Genomic DNA, 23,606 nt, shown 5'->3' on the forward strand with positions numbered 1-23,606 from the left:
CATATATCAATTATATCCGTTTAACGATTATACTGCGACATTTAAAGATAAAAATGGCTGCTCGAAGCAATCCGATTAAGGATTGCCGAGCAACGCCGTCTTTCATCGCACGATTGAAACCGTGGGATGAAAGACGTTTTTTCTGTAAATAATGACTTCCAATGTCTCGCCATATTACTTCCTTACCGCGGCAAAAGAGGAATAAGGCGCCCGTTTCGTCGCAAACTAGAAGCGGAGGTGAAACGAATGACGAAACGGAAAGCAAACCACGTGATCCCTGGCATGAACGCCGCCAAAGCGCAAGGAATGGGCGCGGGCTACAATGAAGAGTTCTCCAATGAGCCACTGACCGAGGAGCAGCGCCAAAACAATAAAAAACGAAAAAAGAATCAATAGCGCGGCGGCCGTTCCGCCACCCCGGCCTGCCGTAGCCACACAAAAAGGGAATGTCCACCGGCATTCCCTTACTCGTTTCGGTTGATGTCATCGACAATCGCCTGCAGGTCGCTGCGGAATTTTTCGAGTTGCGCGCGCTGCGTCTCGGATGCGACTTCGAGCGCGTTTTCAATCTGGGCAAACGCCTCATTGACTTCCTGCCGCAAATGGGCCAATTGGTGGCCATAGTCGGCTTGGTCGCGCACTAAATGGTCATGCCATTCTTTCGCTTCCATCGTCGCCTTTTGCGCCGCCTGAAACGCGTCTTGTTTCGTTTTATGGTAAACCATGGCTCGTTCCTCCTTTTCTGGTCATGGCGGTCATCCATTACTTATCGTCTCAAACCGGGCGCAAATTATACGCTGAATAAACGCCAGCCGCCGCCGGCATGCTAATAAAAAAGGAGGGACAAAGCGATGGCGAACAAAAACGACGGCAAAGATATGCGCAAAAACGCGCCCAAAGGCGACAACCCTGGGCAGCCGGAGCCGCTTGACGGTTCGAAAAAAGTGAAGAACCGCAATCACACGCGGCAAAAGCACAACACAAGCCACGATATGTGACGCTAACAAGCGGAATTGCCCTTCTCGTTTAGCCGCGCCCGGCGGCAGCCGGGCGGGCTGAACGGCTGTTGCTATTATGTTTACATAATAAAATTATTGTAAAATCAACAAAGCGGGCGGTCTCTAGAACATCCCATTGCCGCCCGCCTTGGGTTCATTCCCATTGAAGCGAATCATTCTCACCCGGGCAACAAGCCGGCCGACGGCGATTATGATTCGGCTGTTTGCCGCTTTAGCGCTTCATACAGCTCCACGAATTCAGCGGCTAAATCCTTGACCGTGATCGCCGTCATTAAATGATCTTGGGCATGCACCATCAGAAGCGTCACCACCGGCTGTCCGCCGCACGCTTCTTGTTGCAGCAGCGCGGTCTGCAGCCTATGGGCCGCCTGCAGTTCCGCTCCCGCCTGTTCAAGCAGCCGGCGCGCCTCGGCAAATTCCCCTTTTTTCGCCGCTGCAATCGCCTCCATTGCATAACTGCGGCCGTTTCCGCCATGAAGAATCAGTTGGAATACAGTTTGTTCATATATTTGCATAACGCCATCTCCTACATGTTAGTAAATTGCCGGTAGTTGATCAGCCGGACTCCGCGCTCGGCGAGCGCCTGAGCAAGCTCCGGATTGGTCAAGACGGCAAGCTCCCTGACCCGCTGTTGGCAATAGGAACTTCCTACGGCGAGAGGGACATCAATGTACGCTGGATGGCACATTACTTCCGCCGTCTGCCCGTCGTCAATCCGGTCAATGAGGGTCAAAAAATGGTCCTTTGTCAATCCATCCCCATAAAAGTCGGGAAAAAAGACATCGACGGTTGTCAGCCGATGCATCCGTGCCGTCCGCACTGGGCGGATCGGCAGCCGATAACGTTCGGCCAATTGTTCCACAACTGGAAACACATTCGGATGCTCATGAACGTGATGATGGCTGTCGATATGCGTTGGAGAGAGCCCGAGCGAGAAAAACCGCTCCAATTGGGCAGCAAGCTCCCGCTCGATATCGCTGCGCCTAGCGCCGGCAAGCGCCTCCCCGCGCCGCGGAAACTCCCCGTTCTCGTTCACAAGCGATGGAACATCGGCCAGCGGCCGGCCGCATGTCAGCACAAAATGAATGCCGACGCCGAGTTCCGAATGTTCCTTTGCCAGCCGGGCGGCGTGTTCTGCCGCTGGCATGTTGGCCATCAGCGTCGCCGACGTGACGACACCGTGTTGAAACGCTTCCAAAATTCCGTAGTTGACCCCTTTCGAGTAGCCGAAATCATCGGCGTTGACTATGCAATAGCGCGGCATTTCGTTTCTCTCCTTATTTACAGCGAGTGCGTTGTTCCCGCTCCGCTTGAGATCATTGGATCGGTCTGCTCTTCAGCCGCTTTTTGTTTGTCCCAAATCGAGAAAAATGGATAGTAGATGGCAAACGCGATGAAGAAGTTGACGATTTGCAAAATGCTCCCGGAAATTTTGCCCCCCGTCGCTAAATAGCCACTGATCACGATCGGTGTCGTCCATGGCACGGCCACCCCGCTTGGTTTGGCGACAAGCCCAGTCGCCATCGCCGCGTAGGAGACAACAACAAGCACGACAGGCACGAGAATGAATGGAATGATAAGCAATGGATTCATGACGATCGGCATACCGAACGTGATCGGCTCATTAATATTGAAAATGCCAGGTGCGATCGCGAGCCGCCCTAAGCTTTTCAGCTGCCGGCTGCGCGCCCGAAGCATCATGGTCAACGCCAACGCCAATGTCGCTCCTGAACCGCCGATGTAAATCCAAAGATCAAAAAACTGCTGCGTAATGACGTTGGGCAGTTCGGCATTCGGATTTTGCTGGAACACCATCCGGTTTTCGTCCATCAGCGACAACCAAATCGGCCCCATTACTCCTCCTACGATCGCCGCCCCGTGCAAACCGGTCGACCATAGCAGCTGCACAAGCAGTACAGCGACAATGGCGCCAAATAAACTGCCGCCGAGCACACTGAGCGGTTTGTTTAGAAGCACAGATACAATATTATGGAAACTTTCAAACGGTGTCATTTCCAAAATAAGGCGGGCCACCCAGACAACGACGAGAACAGCGGCCCCCGGAATCAAAGCAACAAAAGAGCGGGCCACGGCAGGCGGCACTCCATCTGGAAGGCGAATGACAATATTTTTTTGGATGATTTTCCGATAAATTTCGGTCGACACAATCGCCAAAATCATGGCGACAAACAAACCTTTGCTGCCGACCCATTGCACCGGAATGCCGCCGCTGACCATAATGGCTTCTTTCGCTCCTTCCGGCGTGAACGGCACTTTATACGGAGTTGCGAGCAAAAAAGCGGCAAGTGAAATCGCCCCGGCCGAAAGCGCATCAACTTTGTACTTTTCCGCCAACCGGTAAGCGACGCCGAAGCTGACGACAAGCGCCATAATGTCGAATGTCGCCCCGACCGGATACAACAGCTTATCGAGCCAATGTTCGCCAAACCATTTCGCCATCCATTCGTTATAGCCGGGGATCGGCAAAAAACCAATGATTAAAAATAAAGACCCGATAATCAAGAGCGGCATCGACAAAATGATTCCATCACGAATGGCTTGCAAATGGCGCTGTTCGGCAATCCTGCCGGCGATAGGCATCACACGCTCTTCCAACACACGAATAAACCGATCCATCCGCCCCTACCCCCTGTTTATTTTTTTAACCGCAGCGCAAAGTCCAGCACCCCAGAGCCGTTGACACGCCCGTAGTCAGCTGGATTGATGACATCAACCGGAATGCCGCGCGCCTCACCCTCTTTTTTGAAGGCAGCGAGCTTATAGCGGATTTGTGGGCCAATCAGCACAACATCCGCCTGGTCGAGATGACTTTTCGCTTCATCAGCTGACACAGCCCAAATGTTCGCCTCGATCCCTTTTTGCTTTGCCGCCTCCTGCATCTTCGTCACGAGCAAACTCGTCGACATGCCGGCGGCGCAAATGAGTAAAATGTTCATCGCTTTTCTCCTCCTTTGTTTTGTGATCGCCATCTTAACAAGCAAATTCCATGCCAACAATAAAAAAGAAGTGAAAAGCGAGATCAGCTCATTGTGTGTCAGTCAGCGGCAACTGTGTATTGAAACCGTTTTCAATCAAACAGCGCAAAACAAAGAAGCAGACGCCTTATGTGTCCCGTTTTTGCTGCAGCGAGCGGAAAAAGCGAATAATGTGACACAATTCATTCTCACCGATGCGAACGCCGTACCGCTGTTCGAGCGGAAACAACCCCTCCTTCACGATCGTATACAGCGGTTCGTGTTCACGGCAACCACCGTCCGTCCCAGCATCGCTTGATGGTTCACCGGCCAACAACCGATCAAGCAGGCAGCATAAATGAAGGACAAGTCCGGCCATATCGCTGGACTGCGACGGAAACCCAATCTCTTGGCTGATCGACGCGAGCACCGCACGGATCACCGGAATCGCCCGTCCTGAGGACAGATGGCGAAGATGGCCGTCCAGTTCTCGGGCCATATGCATATACATTTCTTCATCATCGACAAGCGCTTGTATTTCTTTCATGGCTTTCAGACTGAACACTTCGTCCAAAGCAAAGTGCGGAACCCGTTCATCGAGGCGGAAATGGCTGACGATGGCGACGATTCGAACATGTTTGGCTATGTTTGACAACCTATTTTGCGCTTCTTTTTCATCAACGATATGAATAGGGATAATTTCCCACAATTGTTCATCAAGCTGCAAGTAAGTTTCCAATATATGCTTTAATGCAAGCGCACTTCCTTTTCCCGTCAAACAAGCCGTAACAATCGCCAGTCGATCTTGCTCCGCCCCGTCCTCTTCCCAAAACGGTTGGCTCATATAATATGGCGCAGCGGTTTTCACTTCGTTATAAATGTCGACAAGCGAATAGCCGAGCATCGCTTTGCGGGCGGCTTCCAATACATGCGGCGTACTCGCTGCAGAAATGACTTTCACTGGAATGGCAAGCTCTTTTTCTAAAAAATGGGCAAAAGACACGAGCGATCCCATATCAACAAGCAGCAGCGCCCCTTTCATCGATGCAACCGGCTGCAAGATGGCTTTTACTTGCTCGTACACTTGTTTCGGATCGGCATCGAGCGGCATATCGACTGCTTGCACGCATGCGGCTGCCAACAATTGGTTGACGACATCCGCCATAGCCGACGCAACGCCGTTGCCATGCATGATGACAACCACCGCCACCCGCTCTTCCTGTTCCTCCTGTTCTTCGTCACGGTGCGCGAAAAACATGGTCAAAAACCCCGCTTCATCGATGGGAAAATCAATGCGCATCTGTTCTTCCATAAGCTGCAAGCAGTCCAAGGCAACGGCAAACTCTTTTTTATAAGCGGTGCGCACCTGATTGAGCTGTGGGTGGGTCACGGCGTTCCCGGTCCGAAGGCGATTAAGCGCCGTTTGAATATGCAAAGCGAGCGCATACATCACCTTTTCCGGGAAACGGCGTTCCAGTCTGTTCTCCGCGTAGGCGATTAGCGCCTCGGTTAATGACAGGACGTCAGGTGCGATCATTTTCTCCAGATCGCAGCGATCGCGAATGCGGCGATGAAGACCTTTCATATACTGCGAAACATAACGTTCAATGTCCATCTCAAGCAGCAAATCCAGTTCATCGCCGGTGACGCCCTGCTTTTTCAACTCACTGTATTTGCGCTCAATATTGTCATAAATCGATTGCTGGTCATCATTCACCAGTTCTGGTCGGCATTCGCCTCCATGCGCTGAAAACACGCACCGACCGTGCGGCAGCGGAAAGGAGGCGGCCTGCGGATGCTTTTTCTCGAGCAGCAGCCCGCTTTGCACCTCAAACGACAAGTCAGCGCGCTGGATGCGGACGTTTTCTTTTTTTCCGGTGACATAGTCGGCATACGCCTTGGCGCAAACGAGCTGAATGTCGGCTTTCAGCTGTCCGACGTTGTTGGGACAGGGGTAAAACAAAAAGGCGCGCAACGCATTGGCAGAGACATGAATGTCTTTCCCGAGGCGCACCGCTTCCTGTTGAAAAAATTGCATGACGAGACAGTACCGTTCCTCAAGCGTCCGCTTCTCAAGCGGCGGCAGCCAAATATGCATCGGAATGCGGCGACGAAACGTTTTCAGCAAGTTGGATTCCGGGTTTTCAGTCGTTGCGCAAATCAACAGCACATCAGCCTTTCGTTCCGTGTCCGTTTCCCCTAGCCGGCGGTAGACGCCGCGGTCAATGAATGTAAACAGCATCTCCTGACCTTCCGCCGGCAGGCGGTGCACTTCATCTAAAAATAAAATGCCTCCATCCGCCTTCTCAAGCAGCCCTTTTTGTTCATGCGCTCCCGTGTACGCTCCTTTCCGGATTCCAAACAGTTGCCCAAGCAACAGTTGCGGGTTGTTGGCGTAGTCAGCACAGTTAAAAGTCACAAACGGCGCCCCCGGCGGAAAACGGCCAGTTGCGACGGCAAATTCATGGAGCAACTCGGCAAACATCGATTTTCCCGTCCCAGTTTCCCCGACAATCAGCATCGGCAGTCCTTTCGGCGGATACAAGAGGGCAGCTTTGCCCTGCTCGATGGCCATGGCCAAACTCGGCTGTTCGGCGGCAAGCCGGTCCAACCGCGGCGCTGTCGCTCTATTGCCGGCGACCGCAAACCGCACCGGCCTTCCCGGCCGTTTTTGCACTTTTCCTTCCCTCCACAACCGATTCAAATCGCGGCTGACGTTAGCTCGATCCAATCCGAGAGCGTCAGCTAGCTCCTCTGCGCTCGCCCACGACTCTCCGCTCTTCTTCCACTGACACAGCGTGTTATAGATGAGATCGATTCTTTTCACGATCGCTCCCCTCCTCGTTACACACATTCGCAGCCGCCGGTCGAAATTCCTGCCGAATCGTGATGAAACAACGCCGGCCCGCCGCTATGCACAAAACAAAAGAACGAGGCCTTATTCGACCCCGTTCATCTCGTGAAGACATGATGCCCGATGCGGATCGTCACCGGACGCGACAGCATCCATTTGTCTTTCGTAATTTTCGGGTTGTAGAAATAGAGCGAACCGCGGCGATCAGTTGGGAATAAGGCGAGCGCCTTGTCGACCGCCTCGTAATCTTGCTTGGTCGGCCGAATGCGGGTCAGTTTTCCCGTTTTCACCGGCACAAATGCATAGCCCGATTTTGTTTTTTGATAAATGACGCCGCGCACCGTTTTCGGAAACTCAGGATGTTGAGTGCGGTTCAAAATGACGAGCGCCACTTCCACTTTGCCGGCGAACGGCTCGCTCGAACCGGTCTCCGCTTGCACGAGCTGGGCGAGCAGCTTCCGGTCAGCCGCGCTTAATGAAATGGCCTTCTTCTTTGCCGGCGCCGAAGCCGATCGCTTCGCCGCAGCCGGCACTTTCAGCCTTTCGCCGATATAAATCACATCGCTTTTTAACCCGTTCAATGACTTCAACGAGGCAACCGTGATATGATATTGTTTGGCGATCTTCGACAACGTATCGCCTTTTTTCACTTGATAGTATGTATACAGACCAGCCGCTTCGGCCGACAGCCCATGAGAGCTTAACGCCATACAGCAAGTGATCGCGAGCGCTGCAATCATCTTTTTCACTCTGCGCATCCCCCTCATCGTTGCCTTTTGGCTTTTTTCTGTTTTCTAGATTAGCAGGCAAAGAAGGGAACGTCACTGTATATTTTTTTCCACATAAAGCGGCCGGCGGCTTTCAATCCATTGGCGCTGTAAGGTGGGACAAGCTTTTTTACAGTTGCATTACAGTTGCGTTACGCTTCGTAACAAGCCGCTGTTTGAAACTTGCCAAACAGCAAGCTTTTCGACATAATAGTAGACGAATCTTGCCTATGGCAAAACAGTTGATCATCATGTTGGGGTGGGGATCGTGCTGACCGGATGGTTTCTTTGGTTTATTTTGTTTTGGGTCGTCTTTTTGCTTGTCATGATGTCGATCGGCGGCTTTTTCATGTTCCGCAAGTTTTTGAAGCGGCTGCCGAAAGAAGATGGAAAATCGGAGCTCGACTGGCAGGAATATTACATTGAACAGACGCGCCATTTATGGGGGGAAGAAGAAAAAGCGCTGCTTGAGGAATTGGTTCGCCCTGTGCCGGAATTGTTCCGCGACGTCGCGCGGCAAAAGATCGCCGGCAAAATCGGCGAGCTTGCCTTGAAGGAGCAGGCGCCGCGCATCACACGCGACTTGCTGATCCGCGGCTACATCATCGCAACCCCCAAGCGCGACCATAAGTTTTTGATCCGGACATTGCAGGCGAAGAACATCGATCTTGCCCCTTATCAACATTTATTGGAAAGCCGCTGATCGGCCTCTCGATTTGGTCCGAATACGAGCGGCTTTCGTCTTTTTCAACATAACAAAGCTGCCCAAAACAAGCGGCTGGTTGGTACAGGCGGCTTCACGGCGGCGAAATTCCGAAAAAAGCAAAATGGCTTGGCGCAACAAAAAAGGGAGCTGTCCATCAGCGGGACAGCTCTTTATGTCAGCACTGGCGGTTTCAGCTGCGCCGCCAGCTTTCTGTACGAAACGTACATCGCGATCCGCCATGGGACAATCATGGAGAACGCGAGCAAATAAAACATGCCGCTTAACTGGCGGTAGTCGATCGTTCGTCCTAAATACGTTTTCAAGCCAAGACGAATGACAATCAACCCAAGCAAAATCCAAATAAAGGATTTTGAGCGTTTCAAATAAATATCGTTGCCGCGGATTTCAAATTTCGACGTTTTAATGAGAAACAGCGAAAAAAACAGGCCGAGAATGACCGCTTCGATGAGCTCCCCGCGCGTGACGCGGAAGACCGGATCGATGAACATCAGCGCTCCGGTGCTCATAAACAGCGGCGGCAAAATAATTTTTTTGGCATTCGTCGGCTTTTCCGACGCCTTCATGCGCACAAAAAAGATGAAAAACGCCATCACAACGGCGATGAGCGATGTAATGAACGCCAAAGCCATCACCTTCTTCCGACAAAATTCACGGACAACGCCATTATAGCAAAAACCGTTCCGCTTGCCTACCGCCCTCTCCAGCCGCCCCCGCCTTCGCCAAACACCGCGCTCGCTTCGCCCCTCTCGCTTGCCAAGAGGAACGCAGCCAGCTGTCTTCCGGCGATCATAAGCGGCGCCTTCGTTTACAAGCCTGCCTACAAAAGGCGGGCAATCGCCTCGAGCACGCGGGTTTCTTCAAACGGCTTGACGATAAAGTCAGCGGCGCCGGCTTCAATGGCCTCAACGACCATGCGCTGCTGCCCGAGCGCCGAGCAGATGATGATTTTCGCTCCGGGATCGATCTCCTTAATCGCCCGCACCGCTTCAATCCCATTCATGACCGGCATCGTAATGTCCATGATGACAAGATCGGGGCGCAGCCGGCGATACAGCTCGACCGCCTCTTTGCCGTTTTCCGCCTCACCGGCTACGGTGTGATCCGTTTTTTCCAGTATGCGCGCCAGCGTTACCCGCATAAACTTTGCATCGTCAGCAATTAAAATGGCAGCCATCTTTCCATCGCCCTCTCCTCAACGATATTCCTCCAACAACAGCCGCTAAAAACCAGTAAACCCGCCAAACAAGCTTGTCGTATAAGCAATCAGCTTTGTCATCCAGTCAAAATACAAAACGACGCCCATCGCCACCATGACATAGCCGCCCGCCTTCATGATGGATGCGCTATGGCGGCGGATCCATTGCAGCTTGCCGATAAAAAACGACAACATGAAAAACGGAACGGCAAATCCGAGCGTATAAGCAAGCATATACACCATTCCTGAGCCCGGGTTGGTGGCGGCTAGAGCGACAACCGCCACCAAAATCGGCCCCATGCACGGCGTCCAACCAGCAGCGAACGCCATGCCGATCAGCACGGAGCCGACATATCCCGACGGCCGTTCACGAAACGAAATGCGCCGGTCTTTCAGCAAAAACGCCGGCTTCCACAGCCCGGCGACGACGAGGCCGAGAGCGACGATCACGACCGCGCCGATTTGCCGGATCGCATCTTGATAATCAACAAACAGCCTTCCAAGCAGCGAGGTGCCAAAGCCAAGCGAAATAAAAATGAGGGAAAAGCCAAGCAAAAAACAAAGCGTATGCCATAAGCTGCGGCGGTTCATCATCGCGTTTTCCTCTTTCAGCTCGCTGACCGACACGCCGGTGATATACGATAAAAACGCCGGATAAAGCGGCAGGCAGCACGGGGAAATAAACGACAAAAACCCGGCGCCGAACGCTAAAAATAGATTGAGATCATTCATTGGTGAACCAGCCCCTGCTTTTTTACTTTTTATTTTAACAGAATTCCTTCTTCCCGTAACGTGTTTCTCATTGTTCCTGGTCAATTTTTCTATTTTCCATTTTGGCGTTCACTGATAAAATAGTATAAAGCACCATACACAATACTTCAAGCAAAGGACGGTCGATTCGTGCCGAAATGCAAATTGTTGACCTTGATTGAACAAAAGCGGATGGAGCTTGTCGACACGGTGGCCAAAATGGGGTTAAACTCGGCGGCGGCCATGAAAATCAGCAAGGAACTCGACACACTGCTCAACGCCTATCAGCATGAACAAATGAAACAGCGAAAACAAAGCGCCTCCCGCTAGGCGGGACATGGCGCTTTCTTCTTTTTCTTCCAAGCAGGGGCGGCAAAACGCCGCCATTTACGCATGGGCGTCGACAAGGCCGTTTTGCAGCAAGTACATTTGGTAGTAAAGCCCTTTTTGCGCCAGCAGCTGCTGATGCGTGCCGCGCTCGATGATTTCGCCTCGATGGAGGACGAAAATTTGATCGGCATCTTGGACCGTTGATAAACGGTGGGCGATGGCGATTGTTGTCCGCCCTTTCCGCATGCGCATGAGCGCATCTTGAATCGCTTCCTCTGTTTCGGTGTCAATATGGGCGGTCGCCTCATCGAGCACCAAAATTTTCGGATCGGCAGCGATCGTGCGAGCAAAGGAAAGAAGCTGGCGCTGACCGCTTGATAACGTCGCCCCGCGCTCGGCGAGCACATGGTCGTAGCCGCCGGGCAATTGCTCAATAAACGCATCGGCCTGCACGAGCCGAGCAGCCTCCTTAATGGCTTCGTCGTCCAGTTCCTGATTATACATGCGAATGTTCTCTTTGACCGTCCCGTAAAACAAAAACGGATCTTGCAAGACAAGGCCGAGGCGGCGGCGCAGCTCAGCGCGCGAGTAGTCGCGGATCGAGCGGCCGTCAAGCAAAATATTGCCGCGGTCAAACTCATAAAAGCGCATGAGCAAGTTGATGATCGAACTTTTGCCGCTGCCGGTATGGCCGACAAACGCGACCGTCTGCCCCGGACGGATGACAAACGACAGCCGTTTCAGCACATTCCGTTTGCCGTCGTAGGAAAAGCTGACATCACGAAATTCGATTTCCCCGCGCTCGATCACATGCGGCGACCAATTTGGATTGGCCGGCGCCTCTTCTTGATGATCAAGAAGGGCAAACACGCGAGAGGCGGAAACGATCGCCTGCTGGTAAAGAGACAGGCGCATCATCATTTGCGTCACCGGTTCGAAAAAGCGCTCCAAATAGTTGACGAACGCGTACAATACACCGATCTCAACTGGACTGTCAAGCACCGTGATGCCAAAAAAGCTGAGCACGACCATGATCGACAACATATACACCACATCGATCGCCGGTCGAAGCAGCAGTCCATCGAGGTGGATGTTTTTCATCCCCGCCTTGTAATGCGCTTCATTGACGGCGGCAAACTCTTGGTATAAACGGCGCTGCTGGCGGAACGCTTGAATGACGGCCATTCCTTGCAGCGATTCGTTCAATTTGGCGTTCAGTTCGCTCAGCCGTTCGCGCATCTCTTGATAAAACACCGAGCTGTAGCGTCGGTACGTCTTCATAATCAACGCAATGGCCGGAAGAATGAACAGGCAAAACAATGCAAGACGAACGTTGAGCGAAAACATGGCGACAAACACGCCGATGACAAACAAGCCGTTTTGCACAAAGGCCGCTAGGACGCTGATGAACATGTCCTTAATCGCTTCTGTATCGTTCGTCACCCGCGAAACGATGCTTCCGCCCGGCGTCCGGTCAAAATAGCTCATCCCGAGCCGGTGCACTTTCGCAAACACATCCATCCGCAGCGCTTGAATGACGTGCAAAGCGAGCCGCTGAAACTCGACAAGCTGAAAGTAGGAAATGATCGTTTTCAAGACGAGCACACCGAGATAGGCGGCGGCCAGCGCCGCCACCGGTCCAAAAGCAAGGCGGCCCGGCACCAAATAGTCATCAATGAACACTTTCACCAAATACGGTCCGGCAAGCTCCCCGGCCGTTGCCAACAGAAGAAGCGCAAACGCAAGCGCAGTTTCTTTTTTGTATCTTCCCATATAAGCGAGCAGCCGCCATAAGACGCGCCGCTGCTCTTTTGTTGTCAGCCATCGGTCGTTCATCCACTTCCCCCTATCTCACAAACAACTTGTATTTTCAAGCTTTTCGCTCCGCTCGTTTTTGAAGAGAGCGCGAACGTTCAAAGCTGTTGTCACTCCGCAAGCGCCTCAAGCTGCTGGCGCCGGTGCATGTCGCGATACCAGCCGTCTTCTGTCATCAGCTGCTCGTGCGTTCCCGCCTGCACGATTCGCCCCCCGTCAAGGACGAGAATCCAATCGGCATGCTCAACCGCACTTAAACGATGGGCGGCGATGATCGTCGTTTTTCCGCGCCGCTCCTGTTTGAGCGCTGCTAAAATCCGCGCCTCGGTCTTCGCGTCCACGGCCGACAACGCGTCATCAAAAATGAGCACTTCCGGGTCAATGAGAAGCGCCCGGGCGATTGACAGCCGCTGTTTTTGCCCACCGGATAGGGAAACGCCGCGCTCGCCGATGACCGTCTCATACCCGTCGGGAAACTGCAAAATGTCATCATGAATATCGGCCAGCCGCGCCGCTCGGACTATCTCATCCTCTCTTGCTTCCGGTTTCGCAAAAGCGATGTTGTCGCGGATGGAAGCGGAAAACAAAAAATGGTCTTGCGGCACGTAGCCGATCGCCGAACGGAGCGCGAAAAGCGTATAATCGCGGATGTCGCGGCCGCCGAAGCGAATCTCGCCGTCATAGCCGTCAAACTCGCGCAGCAGCAGGCGAAGCAGCGTCGTTTTTCCCGCCCCCGTTTTGCCGACGACGCCAAGCGTCGCCCCGCGCTTGAGCTGAAAACGAATGTCCCGAAGCGCTGGCTTCGCCTCCCCCGGATAGGCAAATTGACGAACATCATACTCAACGTCGCCTTGCGGAGCGATGTGAAGGGCATCGGGACGTTCGTTGATTTCATCTCGTTCAGCCAACAGCGCCCGCACCCGGTCGTACGAAGCGCGCCCTCGCTCAACAATGTTAAACAGCCAGCCGAACGCCAACATCGGCCAAATGAGCAAGCCAAGGTAGGCCGTAAACGACACAAGTTCGCCGATCGTCAATTCGCCCGTCAGAACCATTTGACTGCCAAACGCCACAGCGAGAAAAAACGACAGCCCAACAAGCAGCCCGATCGTCGGGTCGAACAAAGCGTCAATTTTGGCGACGGCGATGTTTTTCGCCACGACGTCTTCCGATTGGCGGCGAAACGCCTCGACATCGTGTTCCTCATAGCCGAACGCCTTGATAACGCGAATGCCGCTGATGCTTTCTTGCACTTTGTCGTTCAGTGATGAAAACGCCTCTTGCGCCGTTAAAAACCGACGATGGAGCATCGTTCCATAGCGGCTCGTCGCCGCCGCCATCACGGGCATCGGCAATAGGCTGATCAACGTCAGCTTCCAACTGATCGAAAACGCCATCGTTGCCAACACGAACGCGCCAAGCGTCACCGAGTCAACAAGCGTCAAAATGCCGCTTCCAGCCGTCTGCTGAATCGCTTGCAAATCGTTCGTCGCATGGGCCATTAAATCGCCGATCCGCTTCCGCTGGTAAAACGACGGCGACATGTTCGTAAAATGTTGGTATAACTCGTTGCGCAGCTGGCGGGCGAGCTTGACCGCCGAACCGAAAATGAAAATGCGCCAAGCATAGCGGAGCCCATAAAGCGCCGCCGCAACCGCGGCTAGGACGGCGAGCCAGCGGATGAGCACTTCTTTTGTCATCGTGCCGTTTTTCATATGATCGACCAACAAGCCGATCACTTTCGGCGGGATTATCTCCAAAAACGCCACGATGACAAGCATGAAAATGCCGGTGATATACGCCTTCTTTTCTTGGCGGAAAAACCAAAACAAATCGCGAAACACGCGCATAAGGCCCGCCCTCCTTTCATTTGGCTGACGAACAATCGCCATATTATTGTAACAAAACTAGAAAAATTTTGAAAGAACATTTTGGCAAAATAAAAAGACACTCTCGATCGAGTGTCCGTTTCGCTTATTTCAGTTGATTGTTCATCATCTGGTTGATCTTCTTCTGCGACGGAGTCATGCCCATTTGCATCAAAACGTTGATATGTCAAGGGTTTTAAGTGTTTTTTAATCATCCTATTCGTTTAAGAAAAGTATATCAAAAACCCGTGGTGCTAGATAAACTCAAACAAGCATAAAAATAGCCCTTGCCTGCGGATCTCCTTAAAATGAAAGTGCAACCAAACATTGAAAAGGAGAATCCCCTTGCAAGAGCACTTTCATTTTACTACAGACCGAGCCAAGATTCAAAAGCAATATGCCGCCATTTTCTTTTTTGTCTCTGCCCAGCTGTCATCGATTCAGATGCACCTGCAGCGCCGCAACCGCCATTTGGTCAAACAGGAAGACGCTGTGGTCATCGCGATTCATATTTTAGGAAAGTTGCTCGGTTTTACATCCGAACGGGCATGGCATCGCTTTGTCACTGGAAATTTGTTCACAAACGGCTCGTTTCTCGAACGTTCCCGGTACAACCGCCGTTGCCGGGCGCTGCGCTTCGCCATCAAATGGATCCGCCATAGTGAGCAAAACGCGGCCAACATCATGCCTATGCCGTGGTCGACAGCTTGCCGCTCCCGTTGCGCCATACCGCCAGAATGCATCGCGTCAAACGGTTTCAAGAGATCGCCGACATCGGGTATTGCGCTTCCAAAAAGCAATGGTGCTATGGGTTGAAGCTGCACCTTCAAGTGACCGATCAAGGGCTGCCCATGGGCTATGTGGTGACGGAAGCATCCTGCCATGATCGCATCGCCGCTGAAAGCGTGATGACTCAAATTCCTCATCCTTATCACTTCGGGGACAAAGGATTCATCAGCCGTGAGTTGCAAAAAAGGCTGTACGAAGAGTACCAAATGGCGCTTTAGACTCCGTCTCGAAAAAACGAGAAACATTGCTCGTCCGAGGCATGGGAGAAGTGGATCCAACAAAAACGCAACGTGATCGAGACGGTGTTCTCGGTTCTGGTTGACCAATACCGGATCACAGAGATTCGAGCGAATTCCATGATCGGATTTGAAGCAGCGCTCGACGGCATATTGTTAGCCTATTCCCTAGTTACACTTGGGCTAGTTGAGTTCTAACTGTTTTCTGCAAAGAAAAAATACAGAGTTTTGCAAGGAAAAGTGCAGAGAATGACAACTTGACATGGAGCCTCTGGGGGCGTGATTAAAAAGCCAGGAAGCCAGCAATATCAAGGGCTGGCTATGCCTAAAAAGGCTATCACGCCCCCCACTCCATGTCAAGTTGGCCTAAGCCAAATTCTCTGCAGATCTCTGCATTTTTATTTTGCAATAAACAGTTCTAACTCCCAACTAGCACCACGGGTTATGTTGTATTTTACAGATTGAAAAAACTATTCACTCAACACAAGTAGATGGCCATGGTTATGATTGAAATATTTCGAAAACTTCTTAATGAAACATGGCTACTCTGTTCAATTAAACGATATTACAAAAACTCATGTTTATTGTTTCATCCAGCATCAGATTACGAACACGGCTGTTGATTATCCAAAATTAGGAACACTCCTCCCATAAATTCGGGCATACTCAAATAAGACAGCTGCCATCTCGGATTTCCATTCGAGAGGAAGTTGCCCAGAGAAAAAACGACGGACAAACGAAAGAAAGGAAAGGGACGAGGTTGTCCGTTTTTCCGTTCGATGATATAGCCATCTCAGCAACACATAAGCGATAAATGCCGCAAAAAGCTGGTTGTATACCGCGTGCTCGTTGGTGCCAAATAAGGTTGGAACGTTCAGGTATTGCTTGATCCAACGGAAAAACACTTCCACCGTCCAACGTTCTTGATACATCTCGGCAATCTTTTCCGCCGATGCCTCCAAGACGTTCGTGACGACACGGATGTCATGCCCGTTCGCATCTTGAAAGATCACGACGCGATGGCGTTTCTTGGAACGACATGGTTTTGTTCCTAACTGGCAAGTAAAATCCGCCACAATGGAAGAAGAGGAGGAAGAAAGTCGCTTTAGGCTCTTTTTCTGATGAATTTCGACATTGTCTTTCATCCGAATCACAAATGGTTGCTTCTGTTCCACAACCCGATCGAGGCGTTCGATTTTAAAGTACACTCGATCCTCGACAAGGACCGATTGCCCGTCCGTGAGCTGCTCTCCCACTGGCCCATCGTGGCGCAGACCTACCGTTTCTACGATGTCGCTCGGCATTTGTTGCTCAGGGGAATACGCAACGTGCATTTTGACTCCTGCACGTTCCCCATGATAGGGCGCCCATGGAAGGCGGTTTTTCCCCACGGTGACAGTCGTGGAGTCTACTACACGCAACGCTTTGGGGAAGCGAAGCGAACGGCGGGTTTGGCGATTGCATTTCGAAACCACCAAAGCAAATAAGCGCTTCATGACGTCGTATGGAACTTCTTTCGCTTTCTTAGAAACCGTCGAATAATGAAAGGTTGGCAGTCCATACATCTTCGCCGCATCGGCACCATGGCGGAAACTTTTCCATTCGTGAAGCGCCGCCAACAGAAAAAAGTCAACCAACGTACGCACCGTAAACGTCCGTGAAGTGTCGTGGTAGCCAACGGCTTCGGTAATGGATTGAATCTCTTCATCGGAAACCATTTTTTGCATCAAATTCGGGAGTGTGGTATGCTTGTTCATAGAGAGCACCTCCTAGGTTTGTTTGTGTCATTACTTACATTCTACAGGAAAGGTGCTCTTTTTCTATGTTTTTTATGGATATTATTGGTGGTTCATCACCAAATTTTGTGATTTAGTGACAAAAAAGAGAAAGCACTGACGAGATCCTGGCAATAATGTTAGCGGTGAAATAAACATTAAGGAGGTCTCGTAAGTGCTTTCTATACCACTAGGATTGCCAGAATTTAAAGTGATTAAACAAGAACTTCTTTCCTATGGTTATGCGATTCATGTAGAGAAAACAGAGACACAGGAACGTTGCCCTCATTGTGGGTTTGCCACTTCCTCTGTCCACGACAGACGGACAAGAAAAGTACGGGATTTGGCGATTTTCCATCAACCGGTGTACTTGTTCATAAAGGTAAAGCGCTATCGGTGCTGGAATTGTTCTCAAGTGTTTTCCGCCTCTTTGGAATCGATTCCACCCAATCAACACTACACCAATCGATTTTGTGAGTACTTGTATGAACTTTGCGAAGGCTCCACCATTCAAGAGGTTAGCCGAAAGCACCGCATCCCATATACAACATTGGAACGCATTTATTACTCCATCGCATCGAAAAAAGCAAAAGAGCGTCAAACAGCGATAGAAGCATCTTCTCAAGAAGGAATGGTGCTTAGTTTAGATGAAATCGCTGTAAAAAAGGGACATCAGTATGAAACTGTATTGATGGATGCCAGAGCCGGATCGGTCATGGGAATGCATGCCGATCGCCAATGTGACTCCGCCATCAACTTGTTGAGCCAAAATATCCTGTCGAAAGAAATGGTCCAAACGGTGATTCTTGACATGTGGGAACCTTATCATAAGGCGGTTCGCGCCCTGTTTCCATCTGCTTCGATTGTCATCGATAAGTACCATGTGGTTCAAAAAGTGACACAAGCCTTGGATCAAGCAAGAAAGGAATTTTCTCCATTGAAAAAGGCTCGATATCTTCTCTTGAAAGGCTGTGAAAAGCTTCGTAAGGACCAACGGCTTCGATTAGACGATATCTTGGAGGAGTATCCGGCACTTTCCATTGCTTATTATCTGAAAGAGTTGTTTCGGGATTTTTACCGAACCGATGGATATCATGAAGCAAAGGAACGCTTGGAAGAATGGATTAAGTTAGCCAAACAGAGCCCTTTTGCTTCTTTTCAGAAAGCAGCCAACACGCTTGAAAGGTGGAAGGAGCCTATTCTTTCCTACTTTTTGTGCCCATATACGAATGCCCGAATTGAGGGGACGAATCACAAGATCAAAAACATCAAACGCCGGGCATATGGCTATCGAAATCTAGAACGGTTTCGTTTGCGTGTATTTCTGGAGTGTACAGGGAACACTACAGGCAGTCAGGCTGCTTAAGCGCTCCCTTCTTCCGCTATCGGTATGATAGTTGGTAGAATGGAACCCGTCAAGGAAAGCACTTGACTGTTTCCATTCTACCAACTTCGTGGTCTGTATGCGGAAGAAGGATCCTGACTGATGAACCTATTTCATCCAGCTAACATGTCTCTAGGATTGAGTAGAAATCACAGAAAATGGTGAAGACCCTTATTGGTTAATCAACACGCGTGTAAAAAAATAACTGGGATACTGCCATATCCCAGTTTATACGGTGGAAATATTTTCTTACCTATCTTTAAGGAAAGTGTGATGTAAAAAATTTTGGTTCATCACCAAAAGATGTACTTGCACCTGCCATTAAAGTATGTTAGTCGTTTCTAACCGAACCCGTAATGCAAAACGCTGGATATTTCTGTATCCATATCCTCGACGTTTGATCAGCTTGATCTTGTTGTTCGTTCCTTCCATTTTCCCATTCGAGTAAGGGGATAAAATGCAAGAAACGATTTCTTCTGTTCGCTTGACGAGCGCTTTTGCAATCGCGCGCACAACCGAACAAGGACAAAACGAATACCGATGAATCCAAGACTCCAAACGTCGTTTCGCCTGTTGCTCGTCTTTGCTTTTGGACACATAACGAAAATGTTGGAGCGATTGGTAGACCGACTTTAAGTCATCGCTTTCATTACACCATTCTCGTACGATTTGACGTTCTTCCTCCGTCAATTTCTCTGGGCATGTGCTCAATAAACGGCAAACGTAACGAACATTTCCGTGTTTCTTGCTTCCTTTGTCTACATATTTGCGGCAACGATCTAAAGCATCCGTAAACAGCTGAATGACATGGAAATAATCGACCACGTGTGTCGCCTCTGGGCAACCCCCTTGAATGGCTTTTTTCATCGCTGGGGCTAAATCGCTTACGACATACTGAACAGAACGAGACACATGCGCCAACGCACGTCTGATGGCTTCCTCGTTCTTTCCAGCTTCGATGGCATACCCTTCTCCCGTCTCGGCATCCATGATCGCCACTCCGTAGTCATGCCCTTTTCGAAAGGCAAATTCATCGACACAAACCGCCTTTGGTTGGATATCATTCGATAGGAAGGAAGGGGCATGGGTATAAAACCAACGTTCCACGGTCGTGTAAGGGAGTTTGAGCATCCGAGCTACTGCCTGAATGGATGTCCCGATGCAAGATTGCGCCACCCATTGCTGAAAAGCGTCTGTTGCCACACTTGGAGGGGAGATTCCTGGATAAGACGTGCTGAACGTCATGCCACACGTACTACAACGTCTGCGCTCGACAGGGAGTTCAATCCAAAAAATCCCGATTCGTTGAGCATAGCCATGCATCCATTGCTTCTTTTTTCCTGTCATTTTGATCGTGCGTTTCAAGCAGACAGGACATAACGGGCATTGTTCAGGTAGAGAAAGTTCGAAAATCCAACGATCTCCTTCTTTTCGCACCTTTTGAATCAAAACATCTGGTAAATCGATAAGTTCTTTGATAAACTGAGCGTACATGCGAATTTTCCTCCAATGGTTTGGTTTGGTCACCTTTACCATACAGGAAAATTCGCATTTTTTGTACCCTCTATTTTCGCTATGCACACCGATCTTAAATCATCAAGTACAACTTGTGGTGAAGAGCCTCAACTTTTTTCGCTATATTTTCTTTGATACATTCCTCTTTTTCACACCAAGAAAAAACGCTCGAATCATTTTCAACATAGATACAATAGATTGCGGTTTTAATCCCGATTTCTGCTTGTATCGCATGTACGCTTTAATATCGTGTGTAGTGATACTTTCTAGTTCAACAATTCCACGCTTTTCGGTCATGAACCGCTTAAACTGTTTCAACTCTTGACGCTTGTTAATGAGCGTTTTTCTTGTGAATCTTTTTGAAATGCAATAATAGTCATATTCTTCTAAAATGTCCTCAAGCAACAAAAAAAATCATCCCCTTTCGTTGATTAATCTTTCAACGAATAGGATGATTTTTTAGAAAGATTCACCTTTTAACAATGAAATCAAAACGGAGAAAAATTCACTATTCAACACTTTTTTTGATTTCATTATTTGTGGTGATTCTGTTTCAAATATATGAAACCCCTTATCAAATCAACGTTTCATTTACTTGAGATGGTTGTTCATCATTTTCATCATCTGGTTGATTTTCTTCTGCGACGGAGTCATGCCCATTTGCATCATCATCATCCGGATCATTTGTTCATTGATCGGCGGGTTTTTCTTCAAATAATTGATCATCGTTTTGCGGGCGACGAAAAATCCGATCGCCACCCCGGCGATGAGCGCCAGCACGCCAACGAGAATCGTACCCCACATAACAGCGATTTTCCTCCTTCTTGTTGTCTCCCTAACAGTGTACTAAACGATGCGTCATTAGACAATATTTCGCGACAAAAATCTTTTCATTACGCAAATTTTCTTCCTTGCCGAGGTGCGGACAGCCAACAGTAATCGGCAAAATCAGCGTCGACCGCCAAAAACGTCGGCGAAAGCCGAGCGAGCGCCCGGCCGATGTCCGCAGCAAGCGGCGCGCTGTCAGCGACAAGAAGCAAGCGGCGCTTTTGCACGACAAGCAGCGCTTCCTCGCCGGCGTCGTTTTGCAAAACAAACATATTGCGCTCCAAATTTTTGCCGACGCGGCCGGCAAAATATTGCTTTAAGCCGAGTTCCAGACGCGAAAATGACAGCCGTTCGGTGATAAATTCGACTTGCTTGCGGCAAATCGCCTTCAGCGGCGCTTTCGCGTATTGATGCTCACGAAGCAGTTCGACAATTTTTTCTGCCCGATGGCGGTAATGCGACGCCACATCGTCATTCAATAAATAAATCCAATAGCGGATCATGCCCCATCCCCCATTTCTGTTCATCTATTTTCTATTATAGAAAAGGAAAGGGGAAAAATATGTCTATTAACGGCAAGTTTTTTCACTAACATTGTCGATTTTTGTTTGCGGCGGCCATGCGGCCGCAAACAGGCAACACGTCATGAACAAGCTTTTGCCCTCGATACAACCCCGAAAATACTTGACCAAGGCGCAGCCATCTTTCACAAAAACAAGCTGCCCCTGCAACAACGCAAGGACAGCTTTCCCGGTTACTTGCCGAGCAGCGCTTTTGTGCGGCGGACGACGTTGTCAACCGTAAAGCCATACTCGGCCATGATTTTCTCTCCCGGAGCGGAAGCACCGAATCGGTCGATGGCCAAAATGTCGCCCTCGGCGCCGACGTAGCGCTCCCAACCGAGCGACGCGCCCATTTCAATGGCGAGCCGCTTCGTCACGGCCGGCGGAAGCACTTCATCGCGGTACGATTTTGGCTGCGCTTCGAAACGGTCCCACGATGGCATGCTGATGACGGAGACATGGATGCCCTCAGCAGCGAGCGCTTCTTGCGCTTTCACGGCCAGGCCGACTTCCGAACCAGTCGCCAACAACAGCGCCTCTGGAGCGCCGTTTTTCGCCGGTGAAACGACGTACGCACCTTTTTTCACGCCTTCATACGCCAACTCAGCTGTTGCCGCCAACGTCGGCACATCTTGACGCGTCAAGACAAGCGCAGTCGGCTTGTCCGTCGATTCGAGCGCCAGCCGCCATGCCGCCGCCGTTTCATTGGCATCAGCCGGTCGGATGACTGACAAGTTCGGCATCGCCCGAAGCGAAGCGAGATGTTCGACCGGCTCGTGCGTCGGGCCGTCTTCGCCGACGGCGATGCTGTCGTGCGTCAAGACGTAGGTGACTGGCAAGCCCATGAGCGCCGCCAAGCGAATCGCCGGACGCAAATAGTCAGAGAACACGAAGAACGTGCCTCCGAACACTTTCAACCCACCATGAAGCGCCATGCCATTGAGCGCCGCCCCCATGGCAAACTCGCGCACGCCAAACCAAATGTTGCGCCCTTCGTAGCTGTCCGGCAGGAAGTTGCCGCCGCCTTTGATCAAGGTTTTATTCGAGCTCGCCAAGTCAGCCGAACCGCCGATAAACTGCGGCACCGCTTTGGCGATGGCGTTGAGCACTTCCCCGGACGATGAGCGGGTCGCCAGGCTTTTGCCCGCTTCATACACCGGCAGCGCCGCCTCCCAGCCATCCGGAAGCTTCCCTTCAATCGCCCGCTTCAGCTCGGCGGCCAATTCCGGATGCGCCCGTTCGTACGCGGCGAACTGTTCGTTCCATTCCGCTTCTTTTTTCGCTCCTGGCTCTTGCACCGTTTCCCGGAAGTGAGCGTACACTTCTTCCGGTACATAAAAATCTTCGGCAAACGTCCAACGGTACGCTTCCTTCGTCAGCTTCGCCTCCTCCGCGCCGAGCGGAGCGCCGTGGACGCCGGACGTGCCCGCTTTATTTGGCGCGCCGTAGCCAATCGTCGTTTTTACTTCAATGAGCGTCGGTCGGCTGAGGTCCGCCCGCGCTTCTTCCAACGCTTTCGCAATTTCTTCAATGTTATTGCCGTCCTCAACGCGCAAATATTGCCAACCGTACGCTTGGAAACGTTGGGCGACGTTTTCCGAGAACGACAAGTTAAGCTCGCCGTCAAGGGAAATGTCGTTCGAATCATACAGAACGATCAAGCGGCCGAGCTTCAAGTGGCCGGCGAGTGACGCAGCTTCGCTCGCCACCCCTTCCATCAAGTCCCCATCGCCGCAAATGGCGTACGTATAATGATTGATGATCTCAAACCCGTCGCGGTTGTATGTAGCCGCCAAATGCCGTTCCGCCATGGCCATGCCGACCGCCATCGCAATCCCTTGGCCGAGCGGTCCCGTCGTCGCTTCCACGCCCGGCGTATGGCCGTATTCCGGATGGCCCGGCGTTTTGCTTCCCCATTGACGGAATTGTTTCAAGTCATCCATCGATACGTCGTAGCCGCTTAAATGGAGCAAGCTGTACAACAGCATCGACCCGTGCCCGGCCGACAAGACAAACCGGTCGCGGTTGAACCAGTTTGGATTCGCCGGGTTATGATTCATAAATTTCGTCCAAAGCGTGTACGCCATCGGCGCCGCGCCCATCGGCATGCCCGGGTGCCCAGATTTCGCTTTTTCGATCGCGTCAATCGACAGCGTTCGAATCGTCGTAATCGCCAACTCCTCGATTGAATGCGCCATCGTCTTCCTCCCTTTCAT

23 protein-coding genes and 2 pseudogenes are annotated in these 23,606 nt (G+C 51.0%); 6 read left to right on the plus strand and 19 right to left on the minus strand.

All coding sequences use genetic code 11. From position 1 onward, the window contains the following. Positions 1–246 precede the first annotated feature (246 nt). Positions 247–396: a small acid-soluble spore protein O gene (gene sspO / locus LG52_RS08615; protein ID WP_044731622.1), complete on the plus strand. Its 150-nt coding sequence runs from the start codon at positions 247–249 to the stop codon at positions 394–396. 68 nt (positions 397–464) lie between these two features. On the opposite strand, the gene LG52_RS08620 is transcribed toward sspO, so the two are convergent. Continuing rightward, positions 465–725, minus strand: a complete 261-nt coding sequence (locus LG52_RS08620) for a hypothetical protein (protein WP_044731623.1) — start codon at positions 723–725, stop codon at positions 465–467. Between the two features lie 126 nt (positions 726–851). Between LG52_RS08620 and LG52_RS18965 the strand changes: the two genes are divergently transcribed. Next, entirely contained in the window at positions 852–998 is a 147-nt protein-coding gene (locus tag LG52_RS18965; protein ID WP_075261709.1) for a small acid-soluble spore protein P, read from the plus strand. A 209-nt stretch (positions 999–1,207) separates the two neighbouring features. Here the strand turns inward: LG52_RS18965 and LG52_RS08625 are convergent, their stop codons facing one another. The 6 genes from LG52_RS08625 to LG52_RS08650 form a co-directional block, all read right to left on the minus strand. Then, complete coding sequence (locus tag LG52_RS08625; protein ID WP_044731624.1) at positions 1,208–1,534, minus strand: PTS lactose/cellobiose transporter subunit IIA; 327 nt, start codon at positions 1,532–1,534, stop codon at positions 1,208–1,210. A gap of 11 nt (positions 1,535–1,545) precedes the next feature. Next, positions 1,546–2,283, minus strand: coding sequence for a chitin disaccharide deacetylase (chbG, locus tag LG52_RS08630; RefSeq protein ID WP_044731625.1), 738 nt, complete (start codon positions 2,281–2,283; stop codon positions 1,546–1,548). 17 nt (positions 2,284–2,300) lie between these two features. After that, complete coding sequence (gene celB, locus LG52_RS08635; protein WP_044731626.1) at positions 2,301–3,656, minus strand: PTS cellobiose transporter subunit IIC; 1,356 nt, start codon at positions 3,654–3,656, stop codon at positions 2,301–2,303. A gap of 17 nt (positions 3,657–3,673) precedes the next feature. After that, complete coding sequence (locus tag LG52_RS08640) at positions 3,674–3,976, minus strand: PTS sugar transporter subunit IIB (protein WP_013145675.1); 303 nt, start codon at positions 3,974–3,976, stop codon at positions 3,674–3,676. A 166-nt stretch (positions 3,977–4,142) separates the two neighbouring features. Then, complete coding sequence (locus LG52_RS08645; protein WP_044731627.1) at positions 4,143–6,821, minus strand: sigma-54-dependent transcriptional regulator; 2,679 nt, start codon at positions 6,819–6,821, stop codon at positions 4,143–4,145. Positions 6,822–6,946: 125 nt separating this feature from the next. Beyond that, entirely contained in the window at positions 6,947–7,615 is a 669-nt protein-coding gene (locus LG52_RS08650; RefSeq protein WP_197074542.1) for a cell wall hydrolase, read from the minus strand. 268 nt (positions 7,616–7,883) lie between these two features. On the opposite strand from LG52_RS08650, the gene LG52_RS08655 reads away from it, so the two are divergent. After that, entirely contained in the window at positions 7,884–8,318 is a 435-nt protein-coding gene (locus tag LG52_RS08655) for a DUF2621 domain-containing protein (protein ID WP_033023234.1), read from the plus strand. 173 nt (positions 8,319–8,491) lie between these two features. On the opposite strand, the gene LG52_RS08660 is transcribed toward LG52_RS08655, so the two are convergent. The 3 genes from LG52_RS08660 to LG52_RS08670 form a co-directional block, all read right to left on the minus strand. Continuing rightward, a complete protein-coding gene (locus tag LG52_RS08660) occupies positions 8,492–8,971 on the minus strand; it encodes a CcdC family protein (protein ID WP_407059689.1) in 480 nt (159 codons plus the stop codon). Between the two features lie 188 nt (positions 8,972–9,159). Further along, a complete protein-coding gene (locus LG52_RS08665; RefSeq protein ID WP_011230839.1) occupies positions 9,160–9,516 on the minus strand; it encodes a response regulator in 357 nt (118 codons plus the stop codon). 45 nt (positions 9,517–9,561) lie between these two features. Continuing rightward, positions 9,562–10,269 (minus strand): cytochrome c biogenesis protein CcdA, encoded by a 708-nt coding sequence (locus LG52_RS08670; RefSeq protein WP_044731629.1) that lies wholly within the window; start codon positions 10,267–10,269, stop codon positions 9,562–9,564. Between the two features lie 168 nt (positions 10,270–10,437). Between LG52_RS08670 and LG52_RS08675 the strand changes: the two genes are divergently transcribed. After that, positions 10,438–10,617 (plus strand): aspartyl-phosphate phosphatase Spo0E family protein, encoded by a 180-nt coding sequence (locus tag LG52_RS08675; protein WP_044731630.1) that lies wholly within the window; start codon positions 10,438–10,440, stop codon positions 10,615–10,617. 57 nt (positions 10,618–10,674) lie between these two features. Here the strand turns inward: LG52_RS08675 and LG52_RS08680 are convergent, their stop codons facing one another. The 3 genes and pseudogenes from LG52_RS08680 to LG52_RS20910 form a co-directional block, all read right to left on the minus strand. Beyond that, the gene (locus LG52_RS08680; protein WP_044731631.1) at positions 10,675–12,453 is read right to left on the minus strand and encodes an ABC transporter ATP-binding protein; all 1,779 of its coding nucleotides are present in this window, start codon (positions 12,451–12,453) and stop codon (positions 10,675–10,677) included. An 89-nt stretch (positions 12,454–12,542) separates the two neighbouring features. After that, on the minus strand, positions 12,543–14,282 hold the full coding sequence (locus tag LG52_RS08685) for an ABC transporter transmembrane domain-containing protein (RefSeq protein WP_044731632.1): 1,740 nt from the start codon (positions 14,280–14,282) through the stop codon (positions 12,543–12,545). A gap of 124 nt (positions 14,283–14,406) precedes the next feature. Then, positions 14,407–14,478: pseudogene (locus LG52_RS20910) on the minus strand (YneF family protein); the annotation flags it as partial. A 167-nt stretch (positions 14,479–14,645) separates the two neighbouring features. Here LG52_RS20910 and LG52_RS19450 point away from each other — a divergent pair. Further along, positions 14,646–15,523, plus strand: a pseudogene (locus LG52_RS19450) (IS982 family transposase). 425 nt (positions 15,524–15,948) lie between these two features. Here LG52_RS19450 and LG52_RS08695 read toward each other — a convergent pair. Further along, the gene (locus LG52_RS08695) at positions 15,949–17,082 is read right to left on the minus strand and encodes an IS4 family transposase (protein ID WP_044731633.1); all 1,134 of its coding nucleotides are present in this window, start codon (positions 17,080–17,082) and stop codon (positions 15,949–15,951) included. Positions 17,083–17,275: 193 nt separating this feature from the next. Between LG52_RS08695 and LG52_RS08700 the strand changes: the two genes are divergently transcribed. Continuing rightward, positions 17,276–18,466, plus strand: a complete 1,191-nt coding sequence (locus LG52_RS08700) for an ISL3 family transposase (protein ID WP_044730358.1) — start codon at positions 17,276–17,278, stop codon at positions 18,464–18,466. 339 nt (positions 18,467–18,805) lie between these two features. Here the strand turns inward: LG52_RS08700 and LG52_RS08705 are convergent, their stop codons facing one another. The 5 genes from LG52_RS08705 to tkt form a co-directional block, all read right to left on the minus strand. Next, positions 18,806–19,978, minus strand: coding sequence for an ISL3 family transposase (locus tag LG52_RS08705; RefSeq protein WP_044731634.1), 1,173 nt, complete (start codon positions 19,976–19,978; stop codon positions 18,806–18,808). Between the two features lie 141 nt (positions 19,979–20,119). Next, entirely contained in the window at positions 20,120–20,407 is a 288-nt protein-coding gene (locus tag LG52_RS08710; RefSeq protein ID WP_052524486.1) for a site-specific integrase, read from the minus strand. A 183-nt stretch (positions 20,408–20,590) separates the two neighbouring features. Beyond that, complete coding sequence (locus LG52_RS08715; RefSeq protein WP_044731635.1) at positions 20,591–20,803, minus strand: YneF family protein; 213 nt, start codon at positions 20,801–20,803, stop codon at positions 20,591–20,593. A gap of 89 nt (positions 20,804–20,892) precedes the next feature. Next, positions 20,893–21,330 carry a sporulation inhibitor of replication protein SirA gene (gene sirA, locus LG52_RS08720; RefSeq protein WP_044731636.1) on the minus strand — a complete coding sequence of 146 codons (438 nt, stop codon included), beginning with the start codon at positions 21,328–21,330 and terminating at the stop codon, positions 20,893–20,895. Between the two features lie 251 nt (positions 21,331–21,581). After that, complete coding sequence (tkt, locus tag LG52_RS08725) at positions 21,582–23,588, minus strand: transketolase (RefSeq protein ID WP_044731637.1); 2,007 nt, start codon at positions 23,586–23,588, stop codon at positions 21,582–21,584. Positions 23,589–23,606 lie beyond the last annotated feature (18 nt).

It is taken from the genome of Geobacillus kaustophilus, assembly GCF_000948285.1.
In the GTDB taxonomy this organism is placed as follows: Bacteria; Bacillota; Bacilli; order Bacillales; family Anoxybacillaceae; genus Geobacillus; species Geobacillus thermoleovorans_A.

Excerpts from the sequence above, each read along its gene's own strand:
- tkt (WP_044731637.1), bottom strand. The coding sequence starts at position 23,588 with ATGGCGCATTCAATCGAGGAGTTGGCGATTACGACGATTCGAACGCTG.
- LG52_RS08695 (WP_044731633.1), bottom strand. The coding sequence starts at position 17,082 with ATGAACAAGCATACCACACTCCCGAATTTGATGCAAAAAATGGTTTCC.
- LG52_RS08715 (WP_044731635.1), bottom strand. The coding sequence starts at position 20,803 with ATGTGGGGTACGATTCTCGTTGGCGTGCTGGCGCTCATCGCCGGGGTG.
- LG52_RS08705 (WP_044731634.1), bottom strand. The coding sequence starts at position 19,978 with ATGTACGCTCAGTTTATCAAAGAACTTATCGATTTACCAGATGTTTTG.
- sspO (WP_044731622.1), top strand. The coding sequence starts at position 247 with ATGACGAAACGGAAAGCAAACCACGTGATCCCTGGCATGAACGCCGCC.
- LG52_RS18965 (WP_075261709.1), top strand. The coding sequence starts at position 852 with ATGGCGAACAAAAACGACGGCAAAGATATGCGCAAAAACGCGCCCAAA.
- LG52_RS08640 (WP_013145675.1), bottom strand. The coding sequence starts at position 3,976 with ATGAACATTTTACTCATTTGCGCCGCCGGCATGTCGACGAGTTTGCTC.
- chbG (WP_044731625.1), bottom strand. The coding sequence starts at position 2,283 with ATGCCGCGCTATTGCATAGTCAACGCCGATGATTTCGGCTACTCGAAA.
- LG52_RS08680 (WP_044731631.1), bottom strand. The coding sequence starts at position 12,453 with ATGAACGACCGATGGCTGACAACAAAAGAGCAGCGGCGCGTCTTATGG.
- LG52_RS08620 (WP_044731623.1), bottom strand. The coding sequence starts at position 725 with ATGGTTTACCATAAAACGAAACAAGACGCGTTTCAGGCGGCGCAAAAG.
- LG52_RS08660 (WP_407059689.1), bottom strand. The coding sequence starts at position 8,971 with ATGGCTTTGGCGTTCATTACATCGCTCATCGCCGTTGTGATGGCGTTT.
- celB (WP_044731626.1), bottom strand. The coding sequence starts at position 3,656 with ATGGATCGGTTTATTCGTGTGTTGGAAGAGCGTGTGATGCCTATCGCC.
- LG52_RS08670 (WP_044731629.1), bottom strand. The coding sequence starts at position 10,269 with ATGAATGATCTCAATCTATTTTTAGCGTTCGGCGCCGGGTTTTTGTCG.
- sirA (WP_044731636.1), bottom strand. The coding sequence starts at position 21,330 with ATGATCCGCTATTGGATTTATTTATTGAATGACGATGTGGCGTCGCAT.
- LG52_RS08625 (WP_044731624.1), bottom strand. The coding sequence starts at position 1,534 with ATGCAAATATATGAACAAACTGTATTCCAACTGATTCTTCATGGCGGA.
- LG52_RS08665 (WP_011230839.1), bottom strand. The coding sequence starts at position 9,516 with ATGGCTGCCATTTTAATTGCTGACGATGCAAAGTTTATGCGGGTAACG.
- LG52_RS08650 (WP_197074542.1), bottom strand. The coding sequence starts at position 7,615 with ATGAGGGGGATGCGCAGAGTGAAAAAGATGATTGCAGCGCTCGCGATC.
- LG52_RS08685 (WP_044731632.1), bottom strand. The coding sequence starts at position 14,282 with ATGCGCGTGTTTCGCGATTTGTTTTGGTTTTTCCGCCAAGAAAAGAAG.